Annotated in this window: 18 protein-coding genes; 7 read left to right on the top strand and 11 right to left on the bottom strand. The window is 45.5% G+C overall.

Features of this window, described 5'->3' with window-relative positions; all coding sequences use genetic code 11:
- Window positions 1–307 precede the first annotated feature (307 nt).
- The 3 genes from OIU26_RS13195 to OIU26_RS13205 form a co-directional block, all read right to left on the bottom strand.
- Window positions 308–1,687 (bottom strand): FAD-binding oxidoreductase, encoded by a 1,380-nt coding sequence (locus tag OIU26_RS13195; RefSeq protein ID WP_264217084.1) that lies wholly within the window; start codon window positions 1,685–1,687, stop codon window positions 308–310.
- Between the two features lie 173 nt (window positions 1,688–1,860).
- Window positions 1,861–3,825, bottom strand: coding sequence for an elongation factor G (locus OIU26_RS13200; protein WP_264217085.1), 1,965 nt, complete (start codon window positions 3,823–3,825; stop codon window positions 1,861–1,863).
- Between the two features lie 548 nt (window positions 3,826–4,373).
- Window positions 4,374–6,092 carry a HAMP domain-containing methyl-accepting chemotaxis protein gene (locus OIU26_RS13205; protein WP_264217086.1) on the bottom strand — a complete coding sequence of 573 codons (1,719 nt, stop codon included), beginning with the start codon at window positions 6,090–6,092 and terminating at the stop codon, window positions 4,374–4,376.
- A gap of 263 nt (window positions 6,093–6,355) precedes the next feature.
- Here OIU26_RS13205 and OIU26_RS13210 point away from each other — a divergent pair, with 263 nt between their 5' ends.
- Together OIU26_RS13210 and OIU26_RS13215 are read left to right on the top strand one after the other, a co-directional pair.
- Window positions 6,356–6,550, top strand: coding sequence for a hypothetical protein (locus OIU26_RS13210; RefSeq protein ID WP_264217087.1), 195 nt, complete (start codon window positions 6,356–6,358; stop codon window positions 6,548–6,550).
- A 130-nt stretch (window positions 6,551–6,680) separates the two neighbouring features.
- Window positions 6,681–7,370 carry a DUF421 domain-containing protein gene (locus tag OIU26_RS13215; RefSeq protein WP_264217088.1) on the top strand — a complete coding sequence of 230 codons (690 nt, stop codon included), beginning with the start codon at window positions 6,681–6,683 and terminating at the stop codon, window positions 7,368–7,370.
- A 104-nt stretch (window positions 7,371–7,474) separates the two neighbouring features.
- On the opposite strand, the gene OIU26_RS13220 is transcribed toward OIU26_RS13215, so the two are convergent.
- Window positions 7,475–8,314, bottom strand: coding sequence for a helix-turn-helix transcriptional regulator (locus OIU26_RS13220; protein ID WP_264217089.1), 840 nt, complete (start codon window positions 8,312–8,314; stop codon window positions 7,475–7,477).
- Between the two features lie 142 nt (window positions 8,315–8,456).
- On the opposite strand from OIU26_RS13220, the gene OIU26_RS13225 reads away from it, so the two are divergent.
- Complete coding sequence (locus OIU26_RS13225; protein WP_264217090.1) at window positions 8,457–9,059, top strand: isochorismatase family protein; 603 nt, start codon at window positions 8,457–8,459, stop codon at window positions 9,057–9,059.
- A gap of 351 nt (window positions 9,060–9,410) precedes the next feature.
- Here OIU26_RS13225 and OIU26_RS13230 read toward each other — a convergent pair whose 3' ends face one another.
- Window positions 9,411–9,956: a TetR/AcrR family transcriptional regulator gene (locus tag OIU26_RS13230; RefSeq protein ID WP_064797525.1), complete on the bottom strand. Its 546-nt coding sequence runs from the start codon at window positions 9,954–9,956 to the stop codon at window positions 9,411–9,413.
- A 148-nt stretch (window positions 9,957–10,104) separates the two neighbouring features.
- Between OIU26_RS13230 and OIU26_RS13235 the strand changes: the two genes are divergently transcribed.
- Window positions 10,105–10,992: an NAD(P)H-binding protein gene (locus OIU26_RS13235; RefSeq protein ID WP_264217091.1), complete on the top strand. Its 888-nt coding sequence runs from the start codon at window positions 10,105–10,107 to the stop codon at window positions 10,990–10,992.
- Between the two features lie 117 nt (window positions 10,993–11,109).
- Here the strand turns inward: OIU26_RS13235 and rlmH are convergent, their stop codons facing one another.
- Window positions 11,110–11,589 carry a 23S rRNA (pseudouridine(1915)-N(3))-methyltransferase RlmH gene (gene rlmH / locus OIU26_RS13240; protein ID WP_264217092.1) on the bottom strand — a complete coding sequence of 160 codons (480 nt, stop codon included), beginning with the start codon at window positions 11,587–11,589 and terminating at the stop codon, window positions 11,110–11,112.
- A gap of 168 nt (window positions 11,590–11,757) precedes the next feature.
- Window positions 11,758–12,576: a DNA-binding protein gene (locus tag OIU26_RS13245; protein WP_264217093.1), complete on the bottom strand. Its 819-nt coding sequence runs from the start codon at window positions 12,574–12,576 to the stop codon at window positions 11,758–11,760.
- 165 nt (window positions 12,577–12,741) lie between these two features.
- Here OIU26_RS13245 and OIU26_RS13250 point away from each other — a divergent pair, with 165 nt between their 5' ends.
- Window positions 12,742–13,086 carry a helix-turn-helix domain-containing protein gene (locus OIU26_RS13250; protein WP_264217094.1) on the top strand — a complete coding sequence of 115 codons (345 nt, stop codon included), beginning with the start codon at window positions 12,742–12,744 and terminating at the stop codon, window positions 13,084–13,086.
- A 57-nt stretch (window positions 13,087–13,143) separates the two neighbouring features.
- Window positions 13,144–13,488 (top strand): helix-turn-helix domain-containing protein, encoded by a 345-nt coding sequence (locus OIU26_RS13255; RefSeq protein WP_264217095.1) that lies wholly within the window; start codon window positions 13,144–13,146, stop codon window positions 13,486–13,488.
- 83 nt (window positions 13,489–13,571) lie between these two features.
- Here OIU26_RS13255 and OIU26_RS13260 read toward each other — a convergent pair whose 3' ends face one another.
- From OIU26_RS13260 to OIU26_RS13275, 4 genes are all read right to left on the bottom strand, one after another.
- Window positions 13,572–14,060, bottom strand: a complete 489-nt coding sequence (locus OIU26_RS13260) for a DinB family protein (RefSeq protein WP_264217096.1) — start codon at window positions 14,058–14,060, stop codon at window positions 13,572–13,574.
- A gap of 27 nt (window positions 14,061–14,087) precedes the next feature.
- A complete protein-coding gene (locus OIU26_RS13265; protein WP_264217097.1) occupies window positions 14,088–14,996 on the bottom strand; it encodes a helix-turn-helix domain-containing protein in 909 nt (302 codons plus the stop codon).
- Between the two features lie 80 nt (window positions 14,997–15,076).
- Window positions 15,077–15,244, bottom strand: a complete 168-nt coding sequence (locus OIU26_RS13270) for a CxxH/CxxC protein (RefSeq protein WP_013373879.1) — start codon at window positions 15,242–15,244, stop codon at window positions 15,077–15,079.
- Between the two features lie 105 nt (window positions 15,245–15,349).
- Window positions 15,350–16,114, bottom strand: coding sequence for a class I SAM-dependent methyltransferase (locus OIU26_RS13275; RefSeq protein WP_165082253.1), 765 nt, complete (start codon window positions 16,112–16,114; stop codon window positions 15,350–15,352).
- A gap of 206 nt (window positions 16,115–16,320) precedes the next feature.
- On the opposite strand from OIU26_RS13275, the gene OIU26_RS13280 reads away from it, so the two are divergent.
- A complete protein-coding gene (locus tag OIU26_RS13280) occupies window positions 16,321–18,042 on the top strand; it encodes a cellulase family glycosylhydrolase (RefSeq protein WP_264217098.1) in 1,722 nt (573 codons plus the stop codon).
- The last annotated feature ends 85 nt before the right edge of the window (window positions 18,043–18,127 follow it).

Genomic DNA, 18,127 nt, shown 5'->3' on the forward strand with positions numbered 1-18,127 from the left:
TTTTAAGTTCAAGGCTCTATACATTGGCTAAAAGCAACACTCTTGACTAAGAGTCCTCATTCAAAAAATCTGTAAATAAAACATAAATACATTTATCATATACAAACTATGTAATCTTCCTTCTAAGTTGGTAAGTGTATTGGGAAATTACTTTTTCACATACCAAAGGAGTCTAAAATCGCTTGCGAAAGTTCAACTTTTTCGGCGTCTCTTAGGAACGGTTCAGCTTATCGTCGCTATCAGCTAAATTGCTAAAGGAGCTGCCGCCGGCAGCTCCTTGTTTTAATTCGATCTGGTGTGCGTATTGTTATTTTCTGACCTGTTTACCCACCGGAATACTCTGAGCAAAACGAAACACATTATGAGGATCGTACTTTCGTTTCACCTGCTTCAATCTGCCAAAGTTCACGCCATAATACGCTTTGGGCCAGTTCTTAATCTGCAGATCGGGGAAATTCACATAATCCCCTTTAACAAAGGGACGCAACGCTCTGCGGAACCTTTCTACCCACTGAATATTCCGCTCCTGCTCCCCGTTGTTTCTCCAGCGGGCTGACAGTTCGTAGATTATCTCAGCCTTCCGATGAGGATAGGCCGTTGCAGTAGGCGATACTCGACTTACCGCGCTTCCTGTACCACCTAAGCTCTGACCCCACACGCTAGAATGCCGGTTGGGTGCTTTGGCTAAAAAGTCGCGTATAATCCGTACTCCTTCAGGCGGCAAAGGTTGGAATCCGTAGGCCCCGGTTATTTTAAACTTTGGTTCTAAATTCAGGTCCGATTCAGCAAAAAAATGGGTTGCTTCAATAAAAGGTACTGTCTTCACCATCACCTTCACCGGAGTGCCTGCTCGCAAGAGCGGTCTAATCAATCGACGCAGCTCCTCTGCACCGCCAAGCAATTGCCCAGTAGATACAATGGTTCCTACCTGCTTGGCAGCCACCTCAATGGTTGAGGTTAAGCGGTTCGTGACAGATGGGGCCCAGCGCTGCCAAACCGGTAACACCTTCTCAAGATCACTCCATTTCCACGTAATACTGTATATAGAAACCGATGAAATCGGTCTAACCCGAAATGTATATTCTGTAGCAACACCAAAGTTCCCTCCCCCTCCACCTCGTGATGCCCACAACAGATCGGAATGTTTCTTGCTGTTTGCCACAATCGTCTTTGCCCCATACCGCCCCGAAGCTACGACCATCTTCACTTGTTTCAAGTTATCGCACGTAAGTCCATATTTGCGGGAAAGAAGTCCAATGCCTCCTCCCAGGGTGAGCCCAGCTGTGCCTACGTCGGGCGCAGTCCCCGCCGGAATTGCCACACGCTTATTCCACAGCTTCTTGTACACACGGGCAAGTGGATTTCCCGTTTGGACAATGGCCTCTCTATTTTTGCGATCAACCTTAACCTTATTCATCTCGCTCACATCGATAATAATACCGCCATTTACAGTTGAGAAGCCTTCATAGCTATGTCGTCCGCTGCGCACTCGCAGCCGTATGCCTCGCTCACGAGCCCATTTGACTGCGTTGATCACATCCTGAGTTCGTTGGCAAAAAACAATGACCCTTGGAAATTTGGAAAAGCGCCTATTGAACTCCATTCTGGCCGTATTGTATGACGGATTACCCGGAAGTACGATCCTTCCGGTTAATCGTGTACTTTTCTTTTGCAACTTTTGTGCCATCTACTTTACACCATCCCTGCTCATGACATAAGCCTTTCTCATCAGCTTATTTCTATGTAGGGACACCTGTCCTAGTAACGGCAACTGCCCAGTTTGAATCGTAAAAGTAGCACAGTATTAGATTTACTACTCACGATAATTTCTTAGTTGCTAAGTTTCCTAATAAAGATCACTCAAGGTTCTAATTCAAGGTGCATCTTGGCTTCCGCCTCATCCCATGGCACCGAGTAACCTGCCCCCTTGGCGCAAAAGATGGAGGAGGATGTATACAGTGGGTCTGCCCCTTTGCAGTAGCCCATCCGCTCTATAACTTCCTCCGTATTATGGCAGCGGTCGTAGCCGCTGAACACGCAGCGGATACTGCCTCGTCCATGCGTAAAGGATGCGAATTCGGCACTGTAGTTCATGAAAGTCGATACAGGCACCCTGCCCGTGACCACCGCTTGCGTTCCGATTGTCTGCGGCGGATTAAAAATACCTGAAGCACGCTGAATATCGGACAGTACTCTGCCCATTTCATCGATAGTGACTTTGATTTTGAAATCGTAATAAGGCTCCAGCAGCACGTTGTCCGCCTTCTCCAGACCCTGCCGTAGTGCTCGAAAGGCAGCCTCACGAAAATCGCCGCCATGGGTATGTTCTTTATGCGCGCGGCCCTTCAGAAGCGTAATGTTCACGTCGGTGACCGGCACGCCGGTCAACAGTCCGTGATGCTCCCGTTCGTAGAGATGATTCCGAATCAGATTTTGATAGCTGACATTCAGATCATCGGCATGACATCTGCTATCGAACATGATGCCGCTGCCCCTTTCTCCCGGTTCAATCAGCAGATGCACTTCCGCATAATGCCTGAGCGGTTCGAAGTGGCCGTACCCTTTCACAGCCGATTGAATCGTTTCCTTATACAAGATTTCCGGTTGTCCAAAAGAGATAGCCAAGCCAAACCGCTCTCTAACAAGCTGCTCCAGCACTTCCAGTTGAATCAATCCCATGACGCGGATAGAAATCTCCTGCAATTTTTCATCCCAAACGACGTTTAGAGACGGCTCCTCCGCCTCCAACGTGCGAAAAACACCGAGCACCTTCTGTACATGTATCGAATTGTCGAATAATACCTTCGATTGTAACGTCGGCTCCGAATCGTAAGCTAACTTGTCTGATATCGACCCCATGCCTTGTCCGGCCTCGGCGGCGGACAATCCGGTAACCGCAAACAAATCGCCGGCTTCTACTTGTTCCACCGGCTGCGATTTAAGGCCGTTAAACAAGAAGAGCCGCGTAATTTTTTCGTCATACTGAACCCCGCCGCTCTCGTAACTAAGCTGTTCTCTCACCTTCAGCCGACCACCCAACGCCTTAATGAACGTGAGTCTCGCTCCACCTGCATCGTGCCGAATTTTATAAACCCGCCCCTGGAACAAGGCATTCTCGTCATAAGTGGATGTCGTCAGCAGATGCAGCTGATCCAGAAATTCAATGACGCCCGTATCCTGAAGCGCAGAGCCGTAAGCACAGGGGAAGAGAAGACCCGCCGCTATCATCCTCTGCAAGGCCTCCAGCCAGAAGCCGGAATCCTCTCCCCCCTCCAGGAATGCTTCCAGCAAGGCTTCGTCCCGCTCCGCCATGGCCTCCCGCAGCGGCTCGCCGACTATGCCGTCAGCGAAGCTCTGTGTAATGCAACATACTTCCCTCGTCAACTGCTGTCGGATATCTGCCTCGGTTCTGCCTGCATCCGCGCCGATCCGATCTGTCTTGTTGATAAAGAAGAACGTCGGAATCCGATGCTTGCGCAGCAGCTGCCAGACCGTCTCCGTATGACCCTGGACACCTTCAACTGCGCTTACAATCAGGATGGCATAATCAATGACCTGAATCGCCCGCTCCATCTCCGGGGAGAAATCGATGTGTCCGGGCGTGTCTATTATGTAATAGCTATCTCCCTTATATTCTATTACCGCCTGATCTGCGAACACCGTAATACCTCTTGCCCGCTCGATGTCGTGGCTGTCCAGAAACGCATCCTGATGATCCACCCGCCCCCGGGACCGGATACTGTTCGTATGGTACAGCAGCTGTTCCGCAAAAGTTGTCTTACCTGCATCCACATGGGCGAACAGGCCAATCGTTAGTCGCTTCATAGAACCCCACTTTCAACGCTTCTTGTTAATACTGCTCATTTTATTAAAGCATAGAAATCGGGAGCGTGGGTAGGAACACTCCAATTAAAATCGGAGAAGATTGGGGACTTATCTGACTGTGATAAATCATAACGAATTACCTCGTTCGGCTGATTAGTAACGGTGCTGGGATGCGAAAAAGCGTTCAATCATTTGCTTCGTTTCGTTTGGATTTCTCAATTGAACTGCCTTTCCGTATTCATTAAAGGTAAAATGCCCCCTAAATGCTTCTGGCATATCCTGATACTGTTTCTCGACTTGTTGAAGTTTTTTTCAAAACAGGGATAGTCTCCGACCTCTTTATCAAGATTTTAAGGAAATGGTCCATAACCCTTTCGATCTCATCTTCTGGCGCATACTGTGCTACGTATACAAGCAACTAAAGCTGAATAAAAGCATTGGTAATCATATGCATCACCCCGTGAGACGGTACGCACGCTTTTCATCAACGAGGTTAGAAAAGGAGCCATCCGTATTCGGATAGCTCCCTTTCTTATTCTCAGTACTAATCATTCTTGTACAATTCGAAATCTGCTGATCATTTCGCTCACTTGTTGGCTTGATTGTTTCAATTGTTCAGCTGCACTATGCAGATGGGAATACGCTTGACTCTGATCGTTAGAAGCCGAACTTATCTCTTCTGTGGCAGAAGCTGCGTCTCGAGCTACATCGGATATCTTGATAATGGATGAGATAACCTGTTCCCTGCTAACATTCATCTGCCCTATATCCCCATCCATCTCTTGAATCGAGCTAATGATTTCCTTAAGCATATCCATAATCGATTCAAATACCGTTCCCGACTCCTGAACAATAAGAGATTGTTCGGAGATAACCACCTCTGTCTGATTCATGACCTGCAACGTTTGAGAAACTTCTGACTTGAGGCGTGCAATAGTTGTGTTAATTCTCTCTGTTGATTCATAAGTCATGGTCGACAGCTTGCGAATCTCTGTAGCGACAACTGCAAATCCTTTTCCGGATTCGCCGGCACGCGCCGCTTCTATGCTCGCATTTAATGCGAGGAGCTTCGTTTGCTCTGATACTTCATTAATCGTTTGTACGATTGTGGAAATCGTAAGCATCTGTTCTGCCAGGCCTTCAATATGTTGTACGACCAGTTGGTTTGCTTCTGTCGTTTGGAGATTGTGATCCTGTAATTTCTTTACTTTATCCATGCCGCCTCTTAAGACGATTTCCGCTTCCGAAGACAAGCTGGTCATTTTTTTGTTCCTTACATTTACCTTTTCAATCGTGTCCGATAGCGCCATCGTTTCACGGCTCGTTGCCTCTGTCAAGGACGCTTGCTCAGAAGCACCAACTGCAATTTCATTAATGCCTGACGTCATTTCCTCGCCGGTTGCCGTTGTTTGTTCCGCGATAAAGGTAAGTTCATGAGCAGAAGTATTTACATGGCCAATCGATTGGCTTACTGTCGAAATGAGTTCTTTCATACGAGATACCATTATATTAAAATCAGCGGTTAATTGCCCAAGCTCATCCTGGGAGAAGGTACGTATATCGACGGCCAGATTGCCCTCCGCAATCTCTCGCACACGTCCGCGCAAATAACGGATTGGATGATGGATGGATCGGATGATCAAATAACCAAGCAACGATGAAGCGATCAAGCCTGCCAATGTTAAGAGGATACTGACCAATCTCAGGAAGCTGTATTGTTTTTGTGTGCTGTCCAACATGATTTGATTATCATCGTAGTACAGATCACCTATGTGATCCAAAGCGTCCTCCATCTGATCAAACTTTTCGCTGCCCTCCTGATAAGAAAGAAGATTCGCCCTTTCACGGACAGTGGAATCCTTTGACGATAATCCGTCAATCACTTTCTTGGAGACCAAATCATACGCTGCAACCGTTGCTTCGTAGTCTTGAATCAACTTTTCCTCATTATCAAAAATTGTTCCAATTGACTTATACTTATTAAGCTTCTTCTTTGCCGACTCCTTTTGTTTTCCGTAATCCTCCAGTTGTTTCGAAAATTGCTCCGACCCTGGTTCATAACTGTACAGCGATCGTTCTGCCAACAGCATCTGATATAGGTCGATATCTGCTGTACGAATGAGATCAATGACTTCCGCCCTAATACTAAGGCTCTCCTCAAGCGAGGATTGTACCCGCTTCAGATTGTAAATCCCAACGCCTCCGATCACAAGGCTAGTGATTACAGTAACGACGATCGTTAGAATTACCTTGTTCCTGATCGTCATCGTGAACTTCCTACCTCTCATTATGCCTCACTCCCATCTAGTCCCTCTCGAGGTAACATTAAATAATATTCGACAAATAATATTCGACATGGTTTGCTAAACACCTTTCTATACAGCAGAGTTATGACGAAATCGTGAAATTGTTAGAAACCAAGAGTCACACACATGGGATTACGTTTCCAACCCCCATTCTCCCTATGGAGGGAATGCTTAATTTTTAAATCACAATCGACATACTCTGCCCCTTCATCCTTCGCTTCATTTTGACAGCAAAGGACCCCTCTGCATGGATCGCAGAAGGGTCAGCGATTAAAAAATGGTGTATTGATACGGTTCACCGTATCGATCTAACGGCAAATAAAAAGGGTCTGTTTACAGTGTCTCGCTTAAACAACCACTTTAGAGCAATCCTGCGAGTCATTAATCCGAACCATGAGACGACCGTTACGTTTGGCTAGGTCCATGCGCTGACGATTTTAGCCATATCCACAACTCACCCACTTGCATTTTTTTCACAAATTGGAATCATACTAACACCACGATGTTCGTTCATTATTCCATCCCGCTAAAGAAAGGTCACCTGCCAAAATGGAAATAATTAAAGATTTGGGGCTGGTCGCAGGGAGAATCATTACCATGATCCCGCTCATGTTGTTTGTCACTTTATTTATGGGGAGAAAGGCCATTGGGGAACTTCCTGTTTTTGATTTTTTAGTTATTTTAATTTTGGGAGCTCTTGTTGGAGCAGATATAGCCGACCCTGATATTCGCCACATCCCAACAGCCTTCGCTATCGTTAGTATCGGGATCGTTCAAAAGATTTTCTCAGTTGGGGTACTTAAATTTCGCTGGTTCGGCAAATTGGTAACGTTCGAGCCTATCATCGTTATATCTAAAGGTAAGTTCATAGCTAAAAACATTAGAAAAACGAAATATTCCATAGATAACATCCTGCAAATGTTAAGAGAGGAAAAGATTTTTGATGTCACTCGCGTAGAAATTGCAGTCATTGAGGCAAATGGAAAATTGAGCATTCTCGAAAAGGCCAATCGTTCAAGCTCCTCCACCATATCTTATCCCATTGTTCGGGAAGGGAAAATCGAGAAACGAATCCTCCGCGAACTGGGAATAAACGAACTTTGGGTTGATACCCAATTAGCGGCACAGCAGATTCAGATCAATGAAGTCTTTCTAGCGACAGTTGACGATCTGCATCGTGTATCTATTACAAAATATATGGATAGCGATCTTACAAACTTTCCTCCTGTTCATCACTAGCCTAAGGAGAATTTCATTTATGGCTGTAGAGAACGAGGAGATTGAAGTTAACCTGGTCATAACAAAATGGAATAACTTCAACGGACGTGGCAAATGCTGAATTATCAAATAACCGCAGAAAGAAGTTTTCTCATTTTTTCAATTGTTGGGGTATCCAAAGGAATATTAACTGTAACCTGGAGGTCAACGGAGTCCATAGCCTGAAAGGAAAGATGACCAAAACGAAGGGAACCGACAGCAGGATGATTAAGCAGCTTTTCACCTTCCGGCACATTTATAACTTGATGCAACGGCCACCATTCCCGGAACTCCTTACTTTGCTGGTGCAGGTCCTCAATAAACTCTCCCCACCAAGGATCCCCGACTGTATTTGCATAGTTGGCCCGAAACTGGGCTAACCGATGTTTGGCGTTCGCTTCCCAACTGTCACCCAGCATCCGCTTCGCATTATTCGTAGTGAATAGGCGCCATATCGAATTTCTATCTCTTGCCGACATTGCTTCGTAATCTCCAAAAACGAGAATTGCGGCCTGGTTCCAGGCTACGACATCCCACCTTGAATTTACCACAAAGGCAGGGCTTTCCCCCTGTCTGTCCAAAAAATCCTGCAGTAGCCGGCTTACCTTGTTCTGTGGCGCTTGATTACTCGAGGGTAAGTGTCCTGCAGCGAGCAAGAAGAGATGTTTTCGCTCAATGTCGTTCATTCGCAGCGCACGGGACAAGCTATCAAGCACCTGGATAGATACCTGAATGTCTCTACCCTGCTCCAGCCATGTATACCAATCCACACTGATACCAGCGAGTATGGCAACCTCTGCCCTTCTAAGACCAGGTGTCCGCCGTCTTTCACCGGAAGGCAAACCTACCTGCTCCGGAGTCAGACGGGCCCGTCGGGTACGGAGAAATTCAGCTAATTCTCCGGTCTTTCCGCGTTCCTCCTGCATTTCATCTCATCCCTTCAGTATTTCTTTGTATTCTGGGAGTAACGCTCCTAGGTTAATTCCCTCTCTCGTTATTCTATATCATCGATTATATACTGACGTAGTCATCATTTTATTACAAGATAAGGTTAGGAGGAGATTCTATATGAATCAACTAAATGGCAATCTTTTGAAGGGTGAGGAACGAGCACCGTTATTGGATTGGAACAAGACTTCTCTGGTCGTCATTGACCTCCAAAAATGGATTAGCAGTCAGTATGCTCCTTATTCTGCCGAGATGGTCATTGCAAATTCAGCTAAGCTGGCCAATCTTTTTCGTAACAAGGGGGCTTTTGTGAATCTTGTACACGTATCCAGTAAAGACTTCAAGGATATACCTTCTCCCAAGCTCGATACCACGGTACCTAGACTGAACCTGATAGAGGGCTGGGATGAATTTGTTCCCGAGCTCGGAGTGACCGAGACAGACCATATCATCTCCAAAAAACAATGGGGGGCTTTCCATGGAACAGACCTTGATCTGCAGCTGCGCCGCCGAAATATTGATACGATCGTTTTATGCGGTATATCCTCAGGTATCGGAGTCGATACAACCGCAAGAGAGGCATTTCAGCACGGCTATCAACTTATTTTTGCAATTGACGCCATGACTGGGTTCACCAAGGCCGAACATGAGCATGTGCGGAACGTTATTTTTCCGAGGATTGGCCGGATTCGCACAACGGAAGAGATCCTAGAAGGGATTTAGGTTCGTTTTAAAGGGAAACCTGATTGTGTCTAAAATCAAAAAATGCTTTTAAAAATATGGTTGGCTATGGCTAGCCATATTTTGTGCCATTTATTCACCAAGTTCACACCAACCTACTCCGTCACAGTATGAGGTCGAGTGTGAAGCGAAATTGCATCATTTGTGATAGGGTTCTCCGCACTTTCTGTAACGGCAAGTTTTTTGTCTCTCTTATTCCTCGGGGTTATCGAGCTGCACGGCGGACATGACAAGAATTTGATCCGATAATTAAAAAAGCCTTCGATATGAGGACTTCATTTGGGCAATGTTCTTGTCACCTGACTTTCGGCGCCGCAATAATCAAAAACTCTGTCAGTACTGACAGAGTTTTTGATACACCTCATAAACTGCTAGCACCTGCTCCACAAAGCCTTTCTCGGCACTTTCAATCCATTTGATAAAAGCCATGTGAAAAATTTCAACCGCAAATCGTGCGGCAAGCTCTGACAGCTCGCTATCATATTTGACAGACAAGACGTTTGTGACAGACTCAATCAGCGCCTGGCTTTTTAGCAGCTCACGCTCCTGCAAATCAGGGTTACTTTGAATAATTTGATTCCGCGCCAGCACCCTCTCCCGCTCGCCATCAAAAAAACTAAAAACCGAGGCAAAGCCATCAACCGCAAGCTTCAGCGGCTTTTGCTCGACGTCAAAATGGTCCGTGATAAAAGCCGCGACTTGCTGCCCCATCTCATTTCTTGTGTCAAAAAGCACGTCAGACTTGTCCTTGAATTGCCGGAAAAAGGTTCTCTCCGTCACACCTACAAGGCTTGCAATCTCTTGCACCGTCGTATTTTCATAGCCTTTTTCCATAAATAATTTCGTGGCCGCCGCCTGCAGTTTCTCTTTACTATTCATTTTACCATTCCTATTTTTGTAGTTTTTTACAATTTATCAAAAATGTCAGTAACTGACATTTTTTATTGACAACAGTATCCAGCAAGCGCATAATGATCTCGAATGTCAGTCACTGACATCACTTTATCAAAAAGAAGGAGAGAACACAATGAAAATCACAGTTCTCGGCTCACTCGGCAATATCAATCGTGTCTACCTTCCACGCCTCATCGCAGACGGTCACGATGTCACCGTCATCACAAGCTCCAAAGATCGGATCGCCGACATCGAAGCGCTCGGCGCCAAGGCTGCTGTCGGCTCAAACCGTGACGTCGACTTCCTCACCAAGGCTTTCACAGGCAGCGACGTCGTTTACCTCATGATTTCTGGCATCAATTTTGCCACTGGCACGGATATGTGGCAGACCTCCATCGAGCTTTCTGAAGATTACAAGACTGCCGTTCTAAACTCAGGCGTGAAAAACGTCATCAACCTCAGCTCAGTCGGCGCTGACAACCCCAACGCCGGCATCCTTTACAGCTATCATTTTGCAGAAGACGCGCTCAACTCGCTCGAAGGCGTGAACGTTGTTCATATCCGCCCTGTCGGCTTTTACAGCAATCTTTTTGCCGACATGCAAAGCCTCAAAGCCCAGCGAATCCTCTTCAGTCCAATTTCAGCCGACATCCCGCAAGGGTGGGTCAGCCCAGTTGATATCGCGGACGTCGCTTACGCTCTGATTTCTCACACCCCAGTGGGAAAAAGCACGAAATTCGTAGTAAGCGATTGGGCCACAAGCAACGACTGGCTAAATGCTCTTGCTGAAAATGATGTCGAAGCCAAATTCCAACAAATTCCCGTCGAAGCTCTCGCTGAAAATATGAAGAAAATCGGCTTCCATGAAAATACCGCCAACGGCTTCGCCCAATTGTACCGCGCGGGTGAAAACGCCGACGAATTCTACGCCAGCCTCCGTGCCACCGACTACCACCTCGGCAAAGTCAAGATTGGAGACTTTGCAAAGGTTTTTGCAGATGTATATAAAAAATCAGTTTAAACCATTTTGGAGACTGTTTAAGTAAGAAAACGCGCCATAGCGCGTTTTTTCTTTCGTTAACAGCTAATTTTTATTTTGGATTACAAACCGTCTTAATACCTCCACAAAAACTTGCCCTTATTTATGGTACGGTTCCCCCCGATTAATCTTCACCGCCCGATAAATCTGTTCCACCAGTACCAATCGCATCAGCTGATGTGGCAAGGTCATCCTTCCGAAGCTCAGCTTTTGCTGGGCTCGACGGAGGACTTCGTCAGAGAGACCATGGCTGCCGCCAATGACGAAGACAACATGGCTTGTACCGTAGGTGCCGAGCTTGTCCAATTCCTCTGCGAGTTCTTCCGAACTCCACAGTTTGCCGTCGATGGCGAGTACAATGACATGTGCTTCACTTTTCACGTGAGCAAGAATGCGCTCTCCCTCTCGCTCCTTGACCTGCCGAACCTCCGTCTCGCTCAGTGTGTCAGGAGCCTTTTCATCGGCTACTTCGATCATTTGAAATTTGATGTATGGCCCCAGCCGTTTAGCATATTCCTGAATGCCCATGACCAAATATTTCTCTTTTAACTTGCCAACACCTATAAGTTGAATAAACAAATTCCATACCCCTATCTATGTCGAATGATAATGTAAAATCGTATTTACGATTCCGAACTAAAAACATACCTGTAACATAGTTATTTTAGCACCTGAAACGCCTCTTACCTATCTATTTCCTCTCCGATAAGAGCCTATCCCTAGTTCAGATCATCACAATGGAATGCTCTAAGCTCTGTATTCATCAAGACACTGTATTAGCATCTGTCGATATTCGCTGATTTGCTCCGCTGTCGCTGACTCCCGTAATGATTCAAACAATGCTGTACATTTCTTGAAATTACGATCGTTACCCGACTGATCAGCTAGTTGCATCGCCTGTAAAGTAAGTCCCACTGCATCCTGTAATCTATCGTACTTCCGATAGTACAAAGCCAAGTGATAGCAGTAGCTATAATAGTAAGATATGTTCTCTGCGTCTTCATAACTCTCGAATTCATCAATCTGCTCTGCAAACGTATGTAAGATATCTGCCACATCCAAATGATACATAAGCGCTGCCTGTAATATGGTATTGAGCCCCGGTAATATTTCCTCTAGATTATCCTGCAAAAAGGCTACATATTCCTCAATCAGCTCTATATTTCCAGACAAAATATCCACTGCATATAAATTAGTCTTAGCTAAAAACCTGAATTCCTCGACAACCTGATTGTCTTCTTCCTCTAAATCCTCCATCCACCCTAGCTCAGCATACTTATAAATGTACTCCCTTGCCTGCTCATATGCACCTTGGTTCTGGTGTGCCATTCCACACATCAGGTGACTGAGCCCAAAATAATATACCAACGGACGCTCTAAATTGACATGCGGGATGGGTAATTTCATTGCTTTATGATACTGCCGTTCTTCGTAGATACGCTGGACACATTGATACAAAATATCCGCCGTCTCCATCACCTTTTTCCAATTTTGAAAAGCCACAGCCATCTCCAACATTTCAACAATAATATCCGGTTTGAGTGATTTCAGGATAGAAGTTTCCAAGAGTAGCCTCTCCTTATATTTCCATTTACATCCAATTGTATAGAAAGTGAAAAAGGAGGTCAATATAAAAAGTACTTAAAAGTACGATTTTATGTGTTTTTATTTTGTATAAGATGGTCTGTAACGATATTCTCTCCTCTTCTAACCTTAAGTGGAGGTGATTACATGAGTTTACCAGAAAGTGTTGGAAATCGGATACGGGAGCTAAGAAAGGCTAAAGGATGGACACAGGAACAACTGGCAGAAGCCGCAGGACTTCATTACAGTTATATTGGCGGAGTAGAACGTGGGGATCGAAATATTTCATTGGAGACGTTAGAAAAAATAATTTCAGCGTTAAAAGTTCCAGCCTTTGAACTTTTTCAATTCGATGAACCAACGGATCGAAAACAAATCATAAATGAACTTATGCTACTCATAAATTCAAGAGAAACAACAGAACTCGAAATTCTTACTACTATAACTAGAAACATTGTTGGTTTAGTTGAGCTTCAGCAAAAAAAGAACTGAACTATTCCCTTCTAATTTTTACACTTCCTCTTCTATAAGCTTGTTAAGGTGGTTAATATGACAAAATTACGGAATTCGGTTGGAGAAAGAATTAGAGCAATTCGGAAGGCTAAGGGACTAACACAGCAACAACTTGCGGAGCTTTCAGGATTAGATGATGCATATATCGGATCACTAGAGCGTGGAGAAAGAAACTTTTCGATTGATACTCTGGAGAAAGTGCTAACCGCCTTAAACGTGTCTATCAGTGAGTTGATGTTTTCCGAAGAACATATGACTACAGACGAAATGATTCGGCAAGAGGCGATAGATGAGTTTGTAGTGTTGACCAGCAGATTAAATGATGAGCAGATCAGCATTCTTAGACGTGTTAGTAAAGAAGTTTCACGCGCGTTCGACTAAGTCATTTCACCCTAAAAAGCCTTGAATAAAACCAAAAAAGAGCACCCAACAGGCGCCCTCCAAACCTTTTTATATAAAAATACTCAAGCATACAACATAAAAAAGCTCACTTCATGTCCCAGTTGCTTTAGATAATTATAGATCTGCGAGCGGTGATGGAATACGTGGGTCACGGTCTCAATCTGCCACTGAACCTGTAGATGCCCATGCTCCATATAAAAGGCCTTCGTCGAACGATTCAGATAATCGTCTTCGCTAAGCGAAAGAATGTAAGCCTTATAAGCCTCAAAATTTTGCCTGAAAGTCGCAGCTAAGCGCTCAGGATCTTCCACCCCGGACAGGCTCTTTTCAATCTCCCCTACTTCAGCCTCGGACTTCTCCTGCATAATCGCAAGATCCGAAGCCGGAATAAGCACAAAATGATGCACTAACTCCAGCAACGAGCGGAAATTGTCCTGTGGGCGAAAGCTCCAATCCTCTGGGCGTATTTTACGTATTAAGGCTTCCCCCGTCCGTACCCCGGTCTCCAGTTCATTCAGCAGATGATCGCGAACTTGCAGTGTTCCACTCATATACTCATCTCTCCTTTGCCTATTTCCTCATATTTTGAGTATAGTCGAGGTCCCCGAACGTGTATTGTAAAAATCGGACAACTTCCGAAAGTCCTTAGCCGCAGTAAGCGGGGAAGCTCCATAAAATTTGCGAAAACCACGGATCAGATGCGCTTGGTCAAAAAAGCTGTGCTTTAATGCCAGCCCCGTCCAATCGACGGAACCACCACTCTGAATACTGTGGAGAACGCTCTGGAAGCGGACGACTTCACTGAACTTCTTGGGGCTAATCCCGATCCATTGTCCAAATTTGCGGTTGAGTTGTCTTTCACTGATCGCCTCACGCTCCGCAAGCTCCTTAATCCCCACACTCCCACCGCTCACAAAGATGTGATGCAGCAGGTTTTTCATCAGGTCACAATTGCTTTTCCTACGACTCAGTAGCAGCTGATTAAGATACTGATCCATTATACGCACCCGCTCATTAAAGTCTCGTGCCTCCAAAATACGCTCACCTATGATCTCGACATTTTCAGGCCATATCTCTTCCAAGCGATAATTACCACCTGTAAACAAATAAGTCGGCATCCCATGAAAATAATGTGCTCCACCGGGGAAAAATCTTACTGCAAAAATACGTGTCTCGGACCCTGCTTGTCTGGTAGACACGAACGGATGCGTAAATGTCCCGCAATATGAGAGTTCCTGATGCTTACTCACCGGGTCGTATTCTAATAGAATATCCGTACAACCGTCAGGTAATACTCGGTCCACTGCCTCTCTACCCGATACTCTCATATTCCCTTCAGGGACTTCTTTAGTAACCGGGCCAGACTCCCAATAACAGGCTACGTAGGCTCTCAGCGCAGCAGACGGTTTTTGCTCAATATAATATGTATAGGGGTCACTTCCATTGACTTGAAGCGGACGAAACAGTGAATGCAGCAAAGGGTCCATCCATCGTTCACTCCTGTCTCAGATGTGGTAGGAATAAATACAAAAAGGACGTTTCTCCCCGAAACGCCCGTGCTTGTTTTTTAGACGACCAAAAACTCTGCTTTCTTCTCACATTCCTTGCACTTCACTGGAGGGTCCCAATCCGAAAATTTCGTTTCTTTGAGATCGACGACATCCGGTGCATCCTCGTATTCATCGACGAACATATCAATTGCCAGTTCCACATGCTCTTTACATACCACGTACATTCCAGTTGCATCCCTTTCCGTTTGAAGCTCTTCCTGTTGTAGGTGTGTCAAAACCGCCTTCTTTTGTTCTACCACACTTGACGCGGAAAGGAAAGGGCTTGCCCACTATCCCTGACGTTTGGTCTTAAAAATGAGGAAATTACTGACGTTCAGGTCTTCACGGAAATGGGGATATTTCTCCAGCATACCAGCAGACGGCTTCGGTTCGATCATCCCTTCCAACAACAAACCCGCCTCCACAATGGTCTGTACATAGCTGCCCAGCGTACGGTGAAAATACAAAAGTTTTTCCTCCTGATCATAAGGAATCGCTTGCTCCAGGGGACCTTCGTTGAAATACTGATCCACTTTCCAATACAGCTTTTTCCCTGTCTCATCCTTCACCCATCCACTCTGCGGTGTCAGAAAGCACGGATGCAGAATAGAAAAAATAAAGTTGCCCCCTGGAACTAATAACCGCCGCATTTCGGCAATCGCCAGCTCATAATGAGCCAAATCCTGAATGACCATATTGGATACGATCAGATCAAAACTCTGGTCTTCGAACATCTCCAGCCTCTCCAGATTGCCGTGGTGATATGTAATTCCCATTGCTGACGGTGTCCGCTCTCTTGCAAGCTTCAGCATCTCTGTCGAGTAATCGACAGCTTCCACCAACGCGCCCTCCTGAACCATTTTCCGGCTCAGGTAACCTTCGCCACACCCGGCATCAAGCACTTTTTTACCTGCGATCAGTCCCATACACTCTTGCAAAGCAGGATTTAGCAGCACTTCACGAGACCGATCCCCTTCTTCGGTGTACTTGGCAGTAAAGTTTTCTGCATGCATGTTCCAGCGTCGAATGGCCTCTTCGGTGTTCCACTTATTCATATTCATCTCCTTCTTTCTTTTGGTATTTGAGGGGGCCATAGATTCTACACTCATTTCTGTATTTTTTCAATAATAACGCTTACAAAATTAAAATATCTAATTAGCACATGATTTTTACATGAATTATACAGGTATTCCATATTAAAATAATATGATAGTGTTTAATAGAAAGCGCTTTCAAAAATAACTTTGTAAAGGGGCCTGTTATGTTAAAACGAAGACCCATTTCATTGCTGTCGTTGACGCTTGCCATTACCTTATTGTTATCCACGTTCGCATCCGTTGCCGCTGCTGCTGAAACGGACGGACAAGCACAGCCAGCCGCTGCCATCGGCAATATGCAGTCATATGTGGAAGCCATGCAGCCCGGATGGAATTTGGGAAATTCGCTGGATGCTGTCGGGGCGGACGAGACCGCCTGGGGCAATCCGCGCATTACCCAAGCTTTGATTCAGCAAATTGCTGCCCAAGGGTACAAAAGTATTCGCATTCCCGTCACCTGGGATAAGCATATTGGAGCCGCACCAAACTATACGGTTGAGTCTGCCTACATGAACCGTGTGGAAGAGGTAGTTCGCTGGGCACTGGATGCCAATCTGTATGTCATGATTAATGTCCATCATGATTCATGGACGTGGGTAAGCAGTATGGAGCCCAAGCATGATGAAGTGTTAGCTCGCTATAACGCATTATGGACACAAATTGCCGACCGCTTTAAAAATCAGCCTCACAAGTTGATGTTCGAAAGTATTAACGAGCCCCGGTTTTCTGAAGGGGGAACAACGGATGAAGCGAAAATGAATCAGATGCTTCATGAGCTAAATGTATCCTTCCACAAAATCGTTCGTGCCTCCGGTGGTAAGAATGCCACTCGTCCTCTTGTTCTATCCGGTCTGGATGCTTCACCTGCCCAAGCCAAGATTAGCCAGCTTTACAACACAATTACTGGGCTGAACGATCCCAATCTGATTGCGACCGTTCACTATTATGGCTTTTGGCCTTTCAGTGTAAACATTGCCGGGAATACAACATTTGATAAAGTTGCCCAAGATGATATTATTCAAACATTTGATAATGTCTATAACACCTTTGTAGCCAAGGGAATTCCGGTTATTGTCGGTGAATATGGCCTGCTCGGCTTCGATAAGCATACAGGTGTTATTGAACAGGGCGAAAAGCTAAAATTTTTTGAGTTTGTGACCCATTACATGAAAGAGAAGAAAGTAACAGGTATGCTCTGGGATAACGGCCAGCACCTAAACCGGACAACGTACAAGTGGTCTGATCCTGAACTCTTTAATGTTATTAAGGCCAGCCTGAAAGGACGTTCCTCCAATGCAGCTAGTGATCTCATTCATTTGAAGAAAGGCTCTCCTGTTCAGGAAACCAAGGTCACTCTAAACCTGAATGGCAACCAGTCAAAATCACTCCATGCCAACAGCAAGCAACTGAAACAGGGGACCGACTACACGCTGAGTGGAGACACATTAACCTTCAAAGCCAGCTTGCTCACCAGCCTAATAACTTCCGGTAAATATGGTGAGAATGCCGTAATGACCGCCAAGTTTAATAAGGGGGCGGATTGGAATTTTAGAGTCGTTGTGTATGATACACCAAAATTAAGTGCTGTCGAAGGGACTACTCAAGCCTTTACCATTCCAACAGACTTCCGTGGTAGCCAGCTTGCGACGATGGAAGCCGTGTATACGAATGGTGGAAATGCCGGTCCACAGGATTGGACACCTTATAAAGAATTTGGCAATACTTTTGCCCCTGCCTATGATACCCATGGCATCAAGCTGCTGCCTGAATTCTTCAACAGTGTGAAAGATGGCGAAGTCACACTGAAGTTCCACTTCTGGAGCGGAGATGTGGTGACATACAAAATCACCAAGAGCGGAACCCGTGTGACAGGCGTGACGTCTTAATCTAAGGCACAGCAGAAATCGAAAAAAGGCGTTCCCGGAAATAAGCCGGAGAGCGCCTTCTTTATAGTTAAGCCTATCATTCAAC

The organism is Paenibacillus sp. BT-177, from assembly GCF_025846815.2.
Classification (GTDB): domain Bacteria; phylum Bacillota; class Bacilli; order Paenibacillales; family Paenibacillaceae; genus Paenibacillus; species Paenibacillus polymyxa_C.